This is a genomic window from Laspinema palackyanum D2c (assembly GCF_025370875.1).
Taxonomy (GTDB): Bacteria; Cyanobacteriota; Cyanobacteriia; order Cyanobacteriales; family Laspinemataceae; genus Laspinema; species Laspinema palackyanum.
This window is the reverse complement of sequence record NZ_JAMXFD010000007.1, coordinates 34,715-51,655: the sequence shown is the minus strand read 5'-3', so window position 1 is coordinate 51,655 and position 16,941 is coordinate 34,715. Positions and strand designations below refer to the sequence as shown.

13 protein-coding genes and 1 pseudogene are annotated in these 16,941 nt (G+C 49.2%); 4 read left to right on the top strand and 10 right to left on the bottom strand.

The genetic code is table 11. From position 1 onward, the window contains the following. Positions 1-5: 5 nt before the first annotated feature. The 10 genes and pseudogenes from infB to NG795_RS11020 all read right to left on the bottom strand — a co-directional run bounded on the left by infB (position 6) and on the right by NG795_RS11020 (position 10,230). Positions 6-3,179 carry a translation initiation factor IF-2 gene (gene infB / locus NG795_RS11065; protein ID WP_367288730.1) on the bottom strand — a complete coding sequence of 1,058 codons (3,174 nt, stop codon included), beginning with the start codon at positions 3,177-3,179 and terminating at the stop codon, positions 6-8. A gap of 64 nt (positions 3,180-3,243) precedes the next feature. Beyond that, a complete protein-coding gene (locus NG795_RS11060; protein ID WP_367288729.1) occupies positions 3,244-3,543 on the bottom strand; it encodes a hypothetical protein in 300 nt (99 codons plus the stop codon). Between the two features lie 42 nt (positions 3,544-3,585). Further along, positions 3,586-3,873 (bottom strand): YlxR family protein, encoded by a 288-nt coding sequence (locus NG795_RS11055; RefSeq protein ID WP_367288728.1) that lies wholly within the window; start codon positions 3,871-3,873, stop codon positions 3,586-3,588. A gap of 214 nt (positions 3,874-4,087) precedes the next feature. Next, positions 4,088-5,350 carry a transcription termination factor NusA gene (gene nusA, locus NG795_RS11050; protein WP_367288727.1) on the bottom strand — a complete coding sequence of 421 codons (1,263 nt, stop codon included), beginning with the start codon at positions 5,348-5,350 and terminating at the stop codon, positions 4,088-4,090. A gap of 240 nt (positions 5,351-5,590) precedes the next feature. Next, a complete protein-coding gene (rimP, locus tag NG795_RS11045; protein WP_367288726.1) occupies positions 5,591-6,055 on the bottom strand; it encodes a ribosome maturation factor RimP in 465 nt (154 codons plus the stop codon). A gap of 62 nt (positions 6,056-6,117) precedes the next feature. After that, positions 6,118-6,225: pseudogene (locus NG795_RS11040) on the bottom strand (RNA-guided endonuclease TnpB family protein); the annotation flags it as partial. A 505-nt stretch (positions 6,226-6,730) separates the two neighbouring features. Then, entirely contained in the window at positions 6,731-8,620 is a 1,890-nt protein-coding gene (locus NG795_RS11035) for a hypothetical protein (protein ID WP_367288725.1), read from the bottom strand. A gap of 324 nt (positions 8,621-8,944) precedes the next feature. Beyond that, on the bottom strand, positions 8,945-9,457 hold the full coding sequence (locus tag NG795_RS11030) for a DUF948 domain-containing protein (RefSeq protein WP_367288724.1): 513 nt from the start codon (positions 9,455-9,457) through the stop codon (positions 8,945-8,947). Positions 9,458-9,525: 68 nt separating this feature from the next. Continuing rightward, positions 9,526-9,867: a YtxH domain-containing protein gene (locus NG795_RS11025; protein ID WP_367288723.1), complete on the bottom strand. Its 342-nt coding sequence runs from the start codon at positions 9,865-9,867 to the stop codon at positions 9,526-9,528. Between the two features lie 111 nt (positions 9,868-9,978). Then, positions 9,979-10,230, bottom strand: coding sequence for a hypothetical protein (locus NG795_RS11020; RefSeq protein ID WP_367288722.1), 252 nt, complete (start codon positions 10,228-10,230; stop codon positions 9,979-9,981). Positions 10,231-10,449: 219 nt separating this feature from the next. On the opposite strand from NG795_RS11020, the gene ggt reads away from it, so the two are divergent. From ggt to NG795_RS11000, 4 genes are all read left to right on the top strand, one after another. Next, positions 10,450-12,018 carry a gamma-glutamyltransferase gene (gene ggt / locus NG795_RS11015; RefSeq protein ID WP_367288721.1) on the top strand — a complete coding sequence of 523 codons (1,569 nt, stop codon included), beginning with the start codon at positions 10,450-10,452 and terminating at the stop codon, positions 12,016-12,018. 238 nt (positions 12,019-12,256) lie between these two features. Then, positions 12,257-13,996 carry a putative bifunctional diguanylate cyclase/phosphodiesterase gene (locus tag NG795_RS11010; RefSeq protein WP_367288720.1) on the top strand — a complete coding sequence of 580 codons (1,740 nt, stop codon included), beginning with the start codon at positions 12,257-12,259 and terminating at the stop codon, positions 13,994-13,996. A 96-nt stretch (positions 13,997-14,092) separates the two neighbouring features. Then, positions 14,093-14,818 (top strand): response regulator transcription factor, encoded by a 726-nt coding sequence (locus NG795_RS11005; RefSeq protein ID WP_367288719.1) that lies wholly within the window; start codon positions 14,093-14,095, stop codon positions 14,816-14,818. A 172-nt stretch (positions 14,819-14,990) separates the two neighbouring features. Further along, positions 14,991-16,823, top strand: a complete 1,833-nt coding sequence (locus NG795_RS11000; protein ID WP_367288718.1) for an EAL domain-containing response regulator — start codon at positions 14,991-14,993, stop codon at positions 16,821-16,823. Positions 16,824-16,941: the final 118 nt, after the last annotated feature.

Below are 16,941 nucleotides of genomic sequence, written 5' to 3'. Positions count from 1 at the left end.
CACCGTTAAGCGGGGGAAAGAGTGCGGCGCTTGGTGACCATCCGATAGGCTTCGATGGTATCTCCTTCGAGCCAGGTACTGAACTTATCAATACCGATACCGCATTCAAAGCCACTATTGACTTCCTTGGCATCATCCTTAACCCGTTTGAGAGAGTCGAGAACACCTTCATAGATGACCTCTCCCTTGCGATGAACCCGCACCTTACAGTTACGGATCATTTTACCGGAGAGCACATAACAGCCTGCGACAGCACCGCGACCGATTTGGAAGACCACCCGGACTTCGGCCTGACCGAGGGGTTCCTCAATCAATTCAGGATCCAGGAGACCTTCCATTGCCCCTTGGATATCATCCAGGAGGTTATAGATGATGTTGTATTCGCGAACATCAACCCCAGCGCGGTCAGCAGCCTGACGTGCACCGCTGGCGAAGGTGGTGTTAAACCCAACAATCACTGCATCAGAAGCGGCAGCGAGGTCAACGTCTGTTTCGGAGACTTCTCCAGGCGCGGCCAAGAGGACGCGGACTTGGACTTCATTTTGGGGGAGTTGTTTTAAGGAGCCAATGATGGCTTCGATGGAGCCTTGAACGTCGGCTTTCAGAATCAGGTTGAGTTCTTTGAGCTGACCTTCTTGAGCGCGAGCGCTGAGGCTGTTGAGGGTGACCCGACGAGAGTTGAGGGCTTGATTGAGACGAGTTTCGCGATTGACATCGGCGCGATCGTCAGCAACGGCCCGAGCATCTTTTTCATTCGGGAAGACATCGAACTCATCCCCGGCAGAGGGGACCTCGTTTAAGCCCAAGACTTCGACAGCAAAGGACGGGGTAGCGACTTCGACGCGATCGCCGCGATCGCCCACCATTGCCCGGACTTTACCCATTGTGGAGCCTGCGACCAAAATATCCCCAATATGCAGGGTGCCATTTTGCACCAGCAGGGTAGCCACCGGACCGCGAGCTTTATCCAAATGGGCCTCAATCACGGTCCCTTTCGCGGCGCGATTGGGGTTAGCCGAGATTTCTTCGATTTCTGCCACCAAGATAATCATCTCTAGCAGGGTATCCAAGTTCTGCCCTTGAATCGCACTCACCGGAACCATAATCGTGTCTCCGCCGAATTCTTCGGGGACCAGACCGTAATTCATCAGTTCCTGCTTAACACGGTTTAAATCAGAATCCGGCTTATCGATTTTGTTGATGGCAACTACAATCGGCACTTTAGCCGCTTTGGCATGGCTAATCGCCTCAATCGTTTGAGGTTGGACCCCATCATCCGCAGCTACAACAAGAACCGCAATATCCGTCACCCGGGTTCCGCGAGCACGCATTGCCGTAAAGGCTTCGTGACCCGGAGTATCCAGGAAGACGACTTGATGCATATTGCCTTTATGTTCCACATCGACATGATAGGCCCCGATATGTTGGGTAATCCCACCGGCTTCTCCTTGAGCCACCTTCGTTTTCCGAATGGAGTCGAGGAGGGTCGTTTTTCCGTGGTCCACGTGGCCCATAATCGTCACTACAGGCGGACGAATCTGGAGGCTTTCCAGGTCGCTGATATCGATCATCTCGCTGACCTTTTTCGCTTCGGATTCAGCGACGGCGATCTCGACGGTGACCTCTAGTTCTTCGGCGACCATTTTGGCCGAGGGAATATCCAGGGTTTGAGTGATGTTAACGGCAATCCCTTTGAAGAAGAGGGTTTTGACGATATCGGTTTCAGGAACAGCCAAGGCATTAGCCAGTTCTCGGACAGTCATCGCTTGAGTGATGACAATATGGTCTGGACGTTCTTTTTTCTCAGTTTTTTCTTGACGACGGCCCCGAGATTTACTACTGCCGGAAGAGTCGCGATTGGTATTGGGTTTTTTGGTTTGACGGGCGGTAATGATGGCACCAGTCCGGGGAGCCGGGGCCGTTTTGGGTTTAGGCGGACGGGCGATCGACAGGCTCAGAGCGGTATCTGAGGATTCATCCGTATCTAAATCGCTTTCATAGTCATCATCATCCTCATCAGCCAGAGGCTTGAGTCGCCGCTTAGATTTGGCCACGCCCTTACCGGCTTTTTCATCTAAGTCTTGCATTTCGTCTTCTTCTTCCTTGCGTTTTTTCAAACGCTTGGGAGGACGAGGGGGAGCTTTCAGTTGAGGACGTGGAGTTTCGTTATCGTCCTCAGAGAAGGATTCCGGCTCAGTGTTAGAGACGTCTTCATCCGACGAGGCGCGATCGCGTAAATCCTTGCCTTTGGCAATGACAGTATCCCCTGGCCCGGAGCGACGGGGGCGCACGAGTTCCGTCACGGGTTTCGGCTTAGGTGCAATCCCAGCCTGGGGACTTTCTCGACGGGAATCCCCTTCCTTACTGACGGATGGGGTCGGCGCAGAGGGCGCAGAGGGCGCAGAGGGCGCTGGGCGAGTGGGCGCTCCGGGCTTGGCTGCGCGAGGCGCTCCTGGGCTACTGGGGCTAGGAGTTTTCGCCGCTGCTGGGGAGGGACTGTCGTCTTTCTTGGACGGGGGTTTGAGTACAGGTCGGTCCAATTTACCGGAGTCAATTTTCCGTTCAGAGGAACGGACGGGGCGGACGGGGGGAGCTTGCAGTTCTTGCAATTCTTCCTCAGAGATCGGATTATTGCCGTCCCTGTGATCCCCTTGGGGTTCCGAGACCCGCTCTGGGTTGCGCTCTGGGGCGAGGGCCGGAGTATTGGCCTCGTCCTGAGCGGAGAATTCCTCTTCTAGGTTTTGGGAGTCCGGTAGACTGGGATCGCTGTCGTTACTACGCACAGGTCGATTCAACATCATCTGCTTATTTTGATTGGCATCGGATGAGCTGTGGGCATTGGGGAAGCCACTGTCTTCTAATAGGGTTTGTCCCCCAACTTGATTGTTATTATTGCGGTAAGGTTGTTTTCGGATTTCCAAAATTTCCTGTTTTTTCTTAGCGTTTGAGGGGTTTCCCAGTTCTGAGGCCGCTTGTTTTTCTTTGGTTTTGGCGGCTCCATTCGCTTTTTCTGGATGATTCATGACGAATTTTTCGATGCGCTGGGCCTCATCTTCTGAGATGGTACTACTGTGGCTTTTAACTGGAATGTTCAGTTGTTCGCAAACTGCCAAAATGTCTCTGTTTTCCAAATTCAATTCCCGTGATAACTCGTATATTCTCACTTTTCCGTTGTTCATAAAACCTCCGAACGGCGGATCCCGCCCTTCGATTGTGGATCTTGGGATTTTTAACGCTGAGTTTTCAGGTTTTTCCCAAGCTTAATGTTTGAATCGAAGAGGGTCGAGCCGGTCTTTTAGTGCGATCGCCGCCGGGAGACCGACAGAACCCGTTAATGGCATCGGCTTTTTGGGCGTTATTGTTGACCGGCTGGGATACCAACGGACAACCGCATATCGAGAGAGCCGCACGCTCGTCTCCCACATCAGCCACGGTGCTTCGCCGGTTCAGGCGAAACCGCGTCTTCTGTTCTAGTCTTGCACGAATTTCTATAGAACTGGGGATGTTAGGGTCTATAGGGTGGGGTTGTTTTTTGGGGTTCAAAGGAGGGGGATAACTCCGGGAGGTCTAATTGAGTTGGGGTTGTTATTGGGTTGGGGTTGCTCCCCGGTGCTCGGATTGAGCGCTCAGGGGTAACCGTTGCCATAGGTTGGAATACAGTTCCGGGGGAACCGCTGCTTTAAGCGATCGCCCCAGTCTATTTTTCTTTTGAGCCGTTTTCAGGCAAGAGGCTTCTGGACAAAGATAGGCCGAACGCCCCATACCTGTATCTAATTGTACCTGATCCGATGGGTAGAGTTTGACGATACGCCAGAAGGCTTCTTTCGGTGCAACTTTACGGCAACTAATACAACGTCGGTAGTTTGGTTTCATGAGATGACGGCGCTTCGGTTTGTCCTTCCGACGAATTGAATCGGATTTGCAAGAGACGCTTCTTCGGGTCAAGTCCCCCTATGAGCGTCTTTCCCCAATGCTTTACTCCAAGCTCCCTGGGGAGTTCTCCCTCCCATAGTTCCCCTGGATGCCTTCTAGTTATCCCGAAGGCTTCCCTCAGACTGAAAGCGCAGTGGGCGATTTCCCCTCAACCTCAAGCCGTTCTTTGCACTGAACTGGCGGTCGAAGTTTCCTCTAGCTCATCTAACTCCTCTACTTCCTCCTCCAGGTCCTCTTCTTCCTCGTAGGAAGATTGAACCCTAGAGGACTCATAAGAAGAATCGTAGTCGTACTTCGCACTATCCTTGATGTCAATTTTCCATCCAGTTAACCGTGCTGCCAAACGGACATTCTGGCCTTCTTTCCCGATCGCCAAACTCAACTGATCCTCGGGAACCAAAACATGAGCCTGTCTCGCTTCGGGATTCACCAATCGGACTTCATCCACTTTAGCCGGACTCAGCGCATTCGCAATATAAGTCGCTGGATCCGGTGACCACCGAATCACGTCGATTTTTTCTCCCCGTAATTCGTTGACCACGACTTGGATCCGCGATCCCCGCGCTCCAATACAGGCTCCCACCGGGTCTACATCCCGCTCTAGGGTATCCACGGCTATTTTCGTCCGGGGTCCCACATGACGGGAGGGAGGATTGGCTTCCCGCGCTACGGCGACAATCCTCACGACCTCATCCTCAATTTCCGGCACTTCGTTGGCAAACAGATAAACCACCAACCCAGCATCCGCCCGAGACACCAACAACTGAGGGCCTCGGCTGGGGCCTTCCCGCACTTTCTTCAAGTACACCTTGATAGTCGTGTTCGCGCGATAATTATCGTTCGGCAACTGTTCCCGTTTTGGCAGTTCCGCCTCCACTTCCGGTTGCCCAAACCCACTATTCACGGCCAGAATCACCGACTGGCGATCGAATCGCAGGACTCGCCCTTGCAACACCGTGCTTTCTAAGTCCTCAAACTCTTCCTGCACAATCTTGCGCTGTTGATCCCGCAGCTTTTGCTGGAGCACCTGCTTGGTCTGAATCGCAGCCATTCGACCAAATTCTCGTTGGTCTGGGGTCACATCCAAAACCACCGTATCCCCCAGTTGAGCTTCGTCGGCGACTTCCTGAACCTCTTTTAAAGAAATCTCATGGTCCCCACTACTGACCAATTCCACAATGGTCTTTGTAGAGAGGACCCGAAAGCCTTCTTCTGCAATATCCAGTTCGATTTCAAAATTATCGAAGAAGTGTTCATCGAAATGGATCTTTTCCATACTAATCGTGCGCCTGTAGCGCTCGTATCCTTTCAAAAGCGCTTCCCTCAGTGCCGCTTGCACGGCTTGCTTCGGTAAGTTTCGCTCTTGAGAGATACTGTCAATCATCTCCCGGAGTCCGGGGAGGCTGACCATTGCCATAATACTTGCCTCCGTTGTTCTATTTAGAGTTAGAGATAACAGGACGAGGATTCCAAACGCGCTTTGTTCAGAATCTCCTAGAGCATCGGGTATTAGACCCATCAGACAAGAAACCAGGTTTCTGCCCCTCATTTGTTGCTAATGAGTAGAGATGAGGTCAAGAAATCCGGTTGTCTTCCCGCTTCTGGACCAACCCCCTAGGGATCTTGCCTGCCTTTGCTGATGCGAATCCGTCCTTGGTTATTCTTCTCGATCTACGAGTTGTACTTTATTGATGAGGGGTCGCGGAATTGCTGTGACTCGACCTTTACGGTTGAGATAAACAGCAGTTTCGTCCCGCTTCACGAGTCTACCTTTCCACTCTGTATGCCCCTGATAGGGTTCCAGGGTTTCCACGACTGCGGGAAACCCTTTGAATGAGATAAATTCTCGGTCGGTGGTAAGCTGGCGCGAGATTCCAGGACTGGAAATTTCTAAAACGTAGGTGTCCGGGATTAACTCCCCTTCGTCTAAGCTGCTTTCCAACGCCTTGCTCATGCGTTCGCAGTCATCCAAACTGGTGTCTGTGCTGTAGTTGCGGATGTCCACTCGCAGTACGGGCGGATTCAGGTTGGTATGAAAGACCGCTGCCACCACTTCTAATCCGAGAGACTCGGCGATGGGGGTAGCGATTTCGATAATTTCAGGGATCAGGGGATGAGTCATGAGACAGATTTGAACAAAAAAAGTGGGGGTTGACCCACTTCAAAGCGAAATAACTGATACATTTACGCGACATTTGTCCGGAAATCGCCGGACAATGTGACGATAGCACTATCACCGTCAAAGGTGATAGAGGCGGTATCCCGCAAAGCTTTTAGACAGATTCCAAAAGCGGTTGATGGTTTAAGGTCGATGAGGATGATTAGACTCGGACCCTCTTAGACTCAAGAATCCACGTCACCTCGGCAACCAAAAGCGGAAGTCTCAAAGGTAGGGCGGAAAAATCATAGCTCGGGCGCGAGTGGCTGCTCCATTTTCAACTCTTGTCGAATATTATATCCGATTATCCGCAGATGCCTGGGAAATATAGGATTAAATCCTTACGGTTTGGGAGCTGCCAGTCTTTTAGGAGCGAATTTTCCGGTTAGACAGGGGCGATCGCCATCCCCCCTCTCAGAACTGCACTGAACGCACTCTGGAGGAAGTAGACGCTTTCCGATAGTCAGGCCGTTCGGCCCCCTATTCTCAACTATCTAGTGGTTGAATACCTTTCTTGTTCCATTTTACACGATCTCCCCAGGGATTGACCGAATCTCGTCTCAACTGGTCATGGGTGGTTGGTCATTGGTCATGGGTTGTTAGTCTCTTGACAAATGACAACCGACAAAATTCACTCCTCTACCCCCTCTTTTTCTTTCCAGGTAGCTTGATATTGCTACTCGCTCGTTTGCGAATGGCTTCCGTTTCGTCAAACAGGTCCTCGGGGTCTGATTCTTCCATTTGTTGAACGTAGTTAACCTTAATTTCTTCCAGTAAGGACGAAATCAAATACTCAAATTCCCCGATGGTATCTTCTCTTCGCAATTCTTTTCGCAACGCACTACCGAAATGTTCCACCAGTTGCTGAGTTAATTTTTCCCCCACTGGATCCGGGGGTGCATGAACGATCGCCTCATAAGCATTTTCTGGCCCCTCAGTCACCAGCCTGGATACCCGTTTGACTAACTGTTCCGCCATTTGATGAGATAAATCCCCAAACCCCGGTAACTGCTGAATCCTCCGATATAACTCCGAGGATTTCATGGTATTTTCCATCTGATGAGACAGCAGCGCCTGTAAATCCGGCTGCACTTCCGGCAAAACTCGACAAACGGTAATCTCTAACAATCGACTAGAAATCGCTTGCACTTCATTAATATCATTAATATCGATATACTCTTTCTCCGCTGGTTCTAATAAACTCCGAGTTAGTTGTCCACTTTCAACACTCCCTTTCATTTGATTAATGGTTTGAACCACCACCACTTCCGTCAGTTCTTTGGCAAAGTTAGCCACAAACCCCAAGCGGGCTTGTTTCTGCACCCACTCGATGTTCAGGATATTGGCTTCATTGAGTCGAATCACCACGGGAATCACCCGCAACCATCGCCAAAAGGGGATCAGCAAAATCAAATCATACCATCGCCATAAAATCGCCCCTTCTAACGTCATATTGGGATGGCGGCGCACAATTAACCAGCTTCTAAATAACAAGTCCACAAAGAAGATAGCCATAAAAAAGATATCAATCAGCCAAAACCGATCAATATATTCATTGGCAATCCCATAATGCCTAAAATAATTCGATTGCATGGAAAAGCGAATCTCTTCATTAAAAAAGACTAATTCATTTTCCCATCCGTTGGCCTGGAAGTTTTCCTGACTCCAGAACGTTCGGAAAGCATTGCTAGAAGATTTGTCTGCCCAGAGGACTTCCGGTGCTAACAGTTCGATGACATCCAGAATCAATCGCGGACCTTGGGGACGCGCTTCGGTGCGGGAATAAATATGTCGGCGCATATTATTTTTAATCTCTTCTAAGGTGCCATTTTTATGAGCCCGCTCAAAGAAATTTTGGTTAATCATCGCTGTACTGAGGTCTCGCAATTGCCCCAGTAAAGGTTCTACTCGGTCCGACTGCAACCCATCCCGCTGTAACTCAACGGTCAGACTATCAACGAGGAGGAGATAGTTTTGGGTGTCCCGATAAGGTTCAATTCCTTTAACGGCATCATAAAACAGTTGGGGTTCATAAAAGGTCATTAAAAATCGGATATCCCGATTAAAAAAATCCATCGCTTGCCGCCATCCGACGGCATTTAAGTATTCACGATTCCAAAAGGCTAGGAAGGCTTGGGTGGCATTTTCTGCCCCCATTGCGGTTTCCATGCGAGTTTTGATTTCTTCTAAGGCTCCATAACTGCCCGTGACTCGAAATCGTTCTTCATCGACGAGTTGAATACTCTGTTCCCTTAATTCGGCGAGTAAGGGTTCCACCTGGGGGTCGTCTAATCCATTTTGCTGTAAGAGGACTTGCAGGCGATCGACTTTGGTTAAATATTTTTCCCGTTTGGTGGTTCTAAATCTTTCTAAAAATAAATCCCCCCGGAGGTAGAAGTCTCGCCCTGGAACGTAGCTGAGGTCAAAGAGGACGAGGGCTAAGTTAACTAAGGCAATAATGGCGATTAATTTCTCTAATAAACTCAGCCAAGGGGGGAGGTTTTCACGATTACGTTTTTTGGAGGGCATAATTGCAATTTCCGGGGGGATGGAGTGGGTTTGAAATAATTTTTGAAGTCGGTTTTAAAGCCGCCAAAATTTTGGCAGGGGGGTTAAAACTTTATCCTTATGCAGGAATAGGGTAACTGAAGTTTGCGAGTTCTGGCAAGGACCACTGGGGGGAGAGGGTTGGGGCGATCGCCAGGTCAGGAGGACCCCACCCTAACCCGGACCAAGACACAGGGGAGGGGACAAGAGGCAGTTAAGGGTAAAAAACTTAATGAGAAAGAAACCGGCAGGGGTGAGAAACCCTCGCCGGTTGTAGGTTTTTTAATAATTTTTGATTGTTAATTTCTAATCTGAGTAGTCTTCGTTGGAGTCTTCTCGATCTTCAGAAAGAGAATAGGGTTGGGGGGTTGCGCGCTCGTTAAATTCTAAGGGTTTGCGTTGTCCGGGGGGTAAGCGATCGACGGAACGGCGATGGGAACTGCTGGGTCGTTCGGGGGTCCGGGTAAAGGTTTTCCAGGCGGTTTTCATGCCGGTAAACACGCTGCGGGTGGTAATTTGGACTTTTTTGGCTTGCTGTTTGGCACTGCCAAGACTGCGATCAACTTCTTTAACCATGTTGCTGGCACTTTGAACGCCTTCGGTGACATCATCGGTGAGGTCACTAATTTCCATCCCGGTGAGGCGAATCGCTTCGAGGGTGGGGGGAAATTCCCGCGAGAGGGTATCGGCTAATTTTTCGACGCTGCGCGCGGCGCGGGCGATCGCCTGCAATGCCGGAAGTGCCGCCAGTAGCACGAGGATCAGGCTGACAGCAACGAGTAAAAACGAAAGTCCAAGCCAAAACAAAGGGTCTGTCACAAGTCGGGTTCTAGGAGGAAGGATTCAGGGGTGGCTAGAATCGGGAATGGGGCTTATTTGGGCCAACATTACGGCTGACGATCGCCCGCCTCGGAGGATACCTCGACTTCCGGTTTAGTCAGGATTTCCCGCTCTTGTTGGGTGGCTTCAATCCCTGCGGCGATCGCATCTCGGAGGCGATCGAGGGTTTCATCCCAATTTTTCAAGGCAGATGCTGAAAGGCGATCGGCTTGAATCTGCACACTGCTGGAAACATCTTCTGCAATTTCTGGCAGCGCTTGGGCCGATTTTTTCAAGATGCGCCTAGTCTGGCGGGATGTTTGGGGGGCCACCAGCAAACCGCTGAGGGTCCCGATCGCGGCTCCGAGGAGCATTCCGCCCATAAAAATTACCGAACGATTCTTGCCCATTTTAGTTAGTTTCTAACCTTATTGACATTCTAGGTGGCTTTTGCAGCAATAGTCAGCCCTTGTCTTAACTTGCGGGTCTGTTTACTATTATTTCTATCTTTTGAGGTATGTTTATAAGGTCCTGGATAGCTTTTGCTTTCGGGGTCGCCGATTGAGGATGGACCGACGCACCCAGGCGGTTTGTCCCAAACTCAGCAGTTGCACGATCTGTCGCAAGCGCAACAGTTGTAACTCGACTTGCTGATATTGGGTTCGTAAGTTGCGAGTCCCGAGTTCTCCTTTGGCTAATGCCGCAGGGGTGGCATGGAGGACATCGTAGGTGACGCGATCGGCATTCAAGATCGATTTGGTAACCTGGTTCATCGTCTGTTTGAGTTTCCACAGTCTCCAGGCCACGAAGAAGAAAACTAGAGATAAGATTACGTTAATGATGATGACGGCGATTAGCATCTTTTTAGGGTTTCCAGCCGAGTCCGAGTTGAGTTGAAGATCATCTGACTAACTTCCTGAGTTTATCAATATTTTTGCTATGATTGCTAGGGTCTAACCTCTCATCATTGCGATCGCAATTTAACCATTTTAATGAGCCAATTTACCCCAGGAATGATTGCTGCTGGCCACCCCTGTACCGCCGAAGCCGGAATTGAAATGTTGCGATTGGGTGGCAACGCTTTTGATGGCGCGGTTGCCGCTATGTTAGCATCTTTCGTGGCTGAACCGGGCTTGACTTCGGCAGCCGGTGGGGGGTTTCTTCTGGCCCATACGGGCGATCGCAATCTCCTGTTTGATTTTTTTGTCCAAACTCCTCGTTCTAAACGCAATGCTCAGGAATTAGATTTCTATCCCGTTCCCGTTGATTTTGGCGGTGCGGTGCAGGAGTTCCATATTGGCTTGGCTTCGATGGGAGTACCCGGCAACCTCGCCGGGGTCTTAGCGGTTCATCAAAAGTTAGGCAGGTTACCCTTTAAGGTTGTGGTTGAACCCGCTATTCATTATGCCACCGAGGGGGTGGTTCTCAATTCTTTTCAAGCCTATTTATTAAAAATTCTTAATCCAATTTTAACCGCATCCCCGGCAGGAAAACAGATTTATGCTCCCCAGGGAACTGCCTTGGAAGCGGGGGATAAAATTTATTTGAAAGATTTAGGGGCGACTTTAGGGTATTTAGCGGAAGCGGGAATTGAAGAGTTTTATCACGGGGCGATCGCTGAACAACTCGTTAAAGATTCTCAAGGGAATGGCGGTTACTTAACTCGGGAAGATTTAAGCGCGTATCAGGTCATCGAACGAGAACCGTTAGTCACTCAATATCGCGATGAAACCTTTCTGACCAATCCTCCCCCGAGTTCGGGAGGGGTGCTGATTGCCTTTGCTTTAAAGTTATTAGAATCAGTGGATTTCCAAGAGTTGCGTTTTGGGAGTTGTCGCCATCTACAGCACTTAGCCGATGTCATGCGCTTAACCAATTTAGCGCGCAGCAATGGCTATGATGAAAATCTCTATATTCCTGATTTTGCCCAGGAGTTTTTATCCGGGGAACATTGCGATGAATATTTGAGCATTTTTCAGTCGGATTGTAATCGATTGGGGAGTACGACTCATATTAGTATTATGGATGGCGAAGGAAATGCGGCCAGTGTGACAACTTCCAATGGAGAAGGGTCTGGCTACATGATTCCCGGAACGGGAATTATGGTGAATAATATGCTGGGAGAAGCGGATTTAAACCCGAATGGATTTCATCAATGGCCGGAAAATAGACGGCTTTCTTCGATGATGGCCCCGACGATGGTTTTGAAAGAGAATCGCCCTGAAATTGTGTTGGGTTCCGGGGGGTCTAATCGGATTAGGACGGCGATTTTACAAGTGATTTGTAATGTGATTGATTTTAAGATGGATTTGGCCGAGGCGATCGCATCTCCTCGGGTTCATTGGGAAAATGGGGTGTTTCATCTGGAACCGGGAATGGAGAGAGAGGAACTGGAATCTTTATCGAATCTGATGCCGCAGCAGACCCAAGAGGTCATAAAATGGGCGGAAAAAAATATGTTTTTTGGCGGGGTGAATGGGGTTAGAATGAGAGCAGATGGGGAGATAGAGGCCGCCGGTGACCCCCGGAGAAATGGGGCGATCGCCCAGGGTGAACGGTGAGGGGACTGACGACGGACCAATGCCTAGAGTTTTGGACCACCACTACTAAACTTCAAGGTGGGCACAGAAATTGTCGTCTTGATTGAGTCGGATGAGAAGAGGATTCTGGGGCATTATTTCAAACAGAAGGGGAGAGGGAGTACAAACGGGGCAATGCTTAAGGTTATTCATTCTTAAAACAGTAAAAATGGGGAGGTAACCGCTATCGATACCGCTTGGAGGTCGTTACACCATAACTATGACGAAAATTCTAGTGATTGAAGATGAGGAATCAGTTCGCTGCAATATTATTGAACTACTAGAAGAGGAAGATTTTGACGTGATCGCCGCAGAAAATGGCGAAGTGGGGGTGATCCGGGCAAAAAATGAGGTTCCAGACCTCATTTTATGTGACGTAATGATGCCACAATTGGATGGATATGCGGTTCTGGCTGAGTTAAGGGAAGACCTAAGTACCGGGACAATTCCGTTTATTTTTCTAACGGCGAAATCCAGCCGTCAGGATTGGCGACAGGGGATGGAGTTAGGGGCGGATGATTATTTAATCAAGCCGTTTACTCGGGAAGAGTTGCTGGTAGCGATCGCCACGAGGCTGAAAAAATCGAGAACCATCCAACAGCGGTATGGGAAAGAACTAGAGATTTTACAACAGCAGTGCGATCGCTTGCTGAACTTTGATGAAACCACCGGGTTGCCGAACCTGCGGCAATTGCGATCGCACCTGCATCAACTGATCAGCAATCATCCTCCCCAGATGGAAACCAGTGAACTGGTGGTTGTGGTGAGTATAGAAATAGACCGATGGAAACGGATTGAACAAAATTTAGGATCCCTTAAAGTCCAGCAGTTGCTCAAGGCGATCGGACAACGCTTGAGGGAATCTAGCGAACCCAGGGATTTACTCGCACATATTACTAAGAATACCTTTGTCCTGATTCCTAGGGGTCTCGAGAGCGTGGAAAGCGTGGTGGTGAAAACTCAAACGTTGCGCGATGGGTTATCTCGGCCCTTTGTGGTGGAGGGTCAAGAAATTGCGATCGCCACCAGCATCGGGATCTGTTTTTATCCCAAAGATGGTGCCGATTCTGATGCGCTCATCGAAAACGCCAAAACCGCCAAGGAGCACGCCAAACGCAACGGGGGAAATCAATATCAATTCTATCGCCCTGAACCCGTGGTGGCCGATCACCGACGTTTAGACCTCGAAACCAGCCTGTATTATGCCCTAGAACGATCAGAATTCCAGGTGTACTATCAACCCCAGGTGGACCTAATCAGCGGTCAGATTATCGGGGCTGAGGCCCTAGTCCGCTGGCAACATCCGGAATGGGGTTTAGTATCTCCCGCTGATTTTATTCCCTTAGCCGAAGAAACCGGCGGGATCATCCCTTTAGGGGAATGGGTCCTCCTTACCGCTTGCCGACAGGCAAAAGCCTGGGCTAATTTAGGATTCCCCTTGCTCAAAATGGGGGTCAACCTCTCCATTCGGCAATTGAATCAAATTGACCTGATGGAGCGCTTAGTGGCTATTCTCCACCAAACCGAACTGGATCCACAATGGTTAGAATTAGAATTAACCGAAAGCATGGTAGTCCACAATGTTGAAGAGACGATCCGGCGCTTACAGGAGATTAGATCCTTAGGGATTCAAATTTCTATTGATGATTTTGGCACGGGATATTCTTCCTTGGGCTATTTGAACAAACTCCCCTTGGATACGTTAAAAATTGACCGATGCTTCATTGATGGGATTGACCAAAATCCTAAAAATGCGGCCCTGACTCAGGCTATCATTCAAATGGCCGATTCTCTCAAGCTCAAGACCGTGGCTGAAGGGGTGGAAACTCGTGCTGAATTGACATTTTTGTGTCAATCTAACTGTCATGCAATGCAAGGTTATTTTTTCAGTAAGCCCTTAAAACCTGATGACTTTCAACAGTTACTTGTTGGCAAAAAGCAATTGCCAATCCCGGGGTGATTCCATAAATAAAGAAACTATTAAGTTGACTTTAAGGGATAAAACCGACCGAGTTAAATTATATTTAAAGCCAGATAAGCAACTGGAGCATAACCGATGAAAACAATTTTGGTGATTGAAGATGAACAAGCCGTCTTGACGAATATCTTGGAAATCCTTGAAGGAGGGGGCTTTAAAGTTATTGGTGCTGAAAATGGACTCGCAGGTATCGCCCAAGCTCAGAAATATCTCCCCGACTTGATCCTGTGCGATGTGATGATGCCTGGACTGGATGGACATGGGGTGTTAAGTCAATTGAGAGAGTCTCCTGTGACGGCAACGATTCCGTTTATTTTTCTGACTGCCAAAGCCGATCATGCAGATTTGCGCCAAGGCATGAATTTAGGAGCCGATGATTATATCACTAAACCGTTCCGCCGGAAAGATTTGTTAGAAGCGATTAATACCAGGCTAAATAAACAAGCGGCGGTGATGCAGCAGTACGCAACAGAGCGTCAGCGAGCGGAAGGATTGCAGGCTAAAATGTATGAGCTAGAAGAACTCAGTCAGACCAAAGATGGCCTGTTGAAGAAATTAGTCGAAGATTTACGAAATCCGCTTTCCAAGATTAATTTGGCGATTCATATGCTCAAGAATACACCCCCGGGGACCTCTACAGAACGGTATCTGGAGATTTTACAAGAAGAATTCGAGCGAGAAATTCACTTGATCAATCAAGTCTCGGAGTTGCAAGATTTGTTGACGGCAGATAATTTTACCTTGTTACGGAAGTTTAACCTATTGGGAGGCAATTTGGAAAACCCACCGAATAAACGCTACTAACTTCGATGCAGAGGGAGCCATCAGGACTAAATTATCCCAAAGGGAGAATGAAGCGCCAAAATCTGGGAAAATCTAATCACCAGAATGATCGGTATTGTCTCAACTCTAACCACCGGATAGCAAACCAAGACTCTCCCAAAATACAGGATGTGAAAGCTCTACTGAACGGGTTATGAAAAAAATTTTAGTGATTGAGGACGAAGAGTTAGTCCGTAACAACATTCTCGAAATTCTGGATACGGTGGATTTCAGGGTGATTGGAGCGTGCAATGGGGGCATCGGCGTCCAATTGGCAGAGGAACACCTGCCCGACCTGATTTTATGCGATGTGATGATGCCGGAACTGGATGGCTATGGGGTCCTTGCGGCCCTGCGGAACAATCCGGTGACGGCGACGATTCCGTTTATTTTTTTAACGGCAAAAGGGGATAAAACGGAGATCCGCCAAGGGATGAATTTGGGGGCGGACGACTATTTGACGAAACCGTTTCGACGCAAAGAGTTGTTAGGGGCGATCGAGGCGAGGTTGATCAAACATGATGCCTTATATCAGGGTTACGCTCGGGAACAGAGCCGCGCAGTCGCTCCAGTGCCGACGGTGCAGCCTGAGCGCTCGGATTCTATCTATTATGACAACCTGACGAATTTGCCGAATCAACTGTTAGTCCGAGAGCAGTTTGAATCCTTGCGAGATCGCACCGCTCAAGAAGGCCGCTGTATTTTGATTTTATGCATTGGGTTAGACCGATTTAAGCGGATCAATCAGACCCTGGGTCATGACTTTGGCGATCGCCTCCTGAAGGAAGTCGCCCAGCGATTGAGCCAATCGGTCCGCCCGGGGGATATTCTAGCGCGACTGCATACGGACCAATTTGCGATCGTTCTGGCATGGGGTTCGGACAAAGGCGATCGCCGCACTCTCTCAGACCCTCGGGACTCTTCCTCCCTTTCTACCTCTAACCCGATACCGGAGGCGATCGCCCCACCCCTCCTGGACCGACTGACCCAACCCTTCTGCTTAGAGAACCGCGAAATCTTTATCACCGCCAGCATTGGCATGAGTATTTACCCTCAGGATGGGGAAGACTTGGACCAATTGATGAAAAATGCCGGGGTGGCGATGTCTTATGCCAAACAATTGGGCGGGAATCAATCTCAATCTTATACCCCCACCTTGCAAGGCGAATCCCTAGATGACCTCACCCTGGAAACCAGCCTGCGCTATGCCGTAGAAAGACAAGAATTGCAACTGTATTATCAGCCCATTGTTGGGCTGCAAAATGGGCGAATCGTGGGAGCGGAAGCCTTAGTCCGATGGCACCATCCTCAACAAGGAATGATTTCTCCGGTGAAATTTATCCCCTTGGCAGAGCAAACGGGCTTAATTGCTCCCATCGGGGAATGGGTCCTCCAAACCGCTTGCAATCAAACTAAATCCTGGCAATCTGAGGGATTGCCCCCGGTACGAGTGGCGGTCAACCTCTCCTTTCGGCAGTTTAATCAAGTCGATCTGAGCGAACGGTTAGTTCGGATCTTAGATCAAAGTGGACTTGACCCTAGTTATTTAGAATTAGAACTTACGGAAAGTATCTTAGTCCAAAATGTTGAACTGACTATTGCTAAATTGAAGGAATTAAAATCCATGGGGGTTCAAATTTCTTTAGATGACTTTGGAACGGGCTATTCTTCTTTAAGTTATTTACAACAATTTCCGTTTGATTTATTGAAAATAGACCGATGTTTTGTTCAGGATATCAATACGAACTCCACTAACGCGGCCCTAACTAATGCAATTATTCAAATGGCTCACTCTTTAAATTTAAAAGTTATTGCCGAAGGGGTGGAAACCCCTGAAGAATTGGCGGTTTTGTATGAAAATAAATGCGATAACATTCAGGGTTATTTATTTAGTCGCCCGGTGAAGGCGGAGGAATTTAAACGAATGCTCAAAGAAGGCAAGCGATTGGAGGGGCAACCTCAAAGTCTACCCCATCTCACGGAGTAAACAGGCAAGATTGAGCGGGCGATCGCCCAACCTTCGGGACGATTTCCCCGGGAGCATCTCCTAACCAGGTCGCCCTCACCCCCTCATCCCCCATCCCCTTCTCCCCTTTTTCGGAGAA

Excerpts from the sequence above, each read along its gene's own strand:
- infB (WP_367288730.1), bottom strand. The coding sequence starts at position 3,179 with ATGAACAACGGAAAAGTGAGAATATACGAGTTATCACGGGAATTGAAT.
- NG795_RS11055 (WP_367288728.1), bottom strand. The coding sequence starts at position 3,873 with ATGAAACCAAACTACCGACGTTGTATTAGTTGCCGTAAAGTTGCACCG.
- nusA (WP_367288727.1), bottom strand. The coding sequence starts at position 5,350 with ATGGCAATGGTCAGCCTCCCCGGACTCCGGGAGATGATTGACAGTATC.
- rimP (WP_367288726.1), bottom strand. The coding sequence starts at position 6,055 with ATGACTCATCCCCTGATCCCTGAAATTATCGAAATCGCTACCCCCATC.
- NG795_RS11035 (WP_367288725.1), bottom strand. The coding sequence starts at position 8,620 with ATGCCCTCCAAAAAACGTAATCGTGAAAACCTCCCCCCTTGGCTGAGT.
- NG795_RS11025 (WP_367288723.1), bottom strand. The coding sequence starts at position 9,867 with ATGGGCAAGAATCGTTCGGTAATTTTTATGGGCGGAATGCTCCTCGGA.
- NG795_RS11020 (WP_367288722.1), bottom strand. The coding sequence starts at position 10,230 with ATGAACCAGGTTACCAAATCGATCTTGAATGCCGATCGCGTCACCTAC.
- ggt (WP_367288721.1), top strand. The coding sequence starts at position 10,450 with ATGAGCCAATTTACCCCAGGAATGATTGCTGCTGGCCACCCCTGTACC.
- NG795_RS11010 (WP_367288720.1), top strand. The coding sequence starts at position 12,257 with ATGACGAAAATTCTAGTGATTGAAGATGAGGAATCAGTTCGCTGCAAT.
- NG795_RS11005 (WP_367288719.1), top strand. The coding sequence starts at position 14,093 with ATGAAAACAATTTTGGTGATTGAAGATGAACAAGCCGTCTTGACGAAT.
- NG795_RS11000 (WP_367288718.1), top strand. The coding sequence starts at position 14,991 with ATGAAAAAAATTTTAGTGATTGAGGACGAAGAGTTAGTCCGTAACAAC.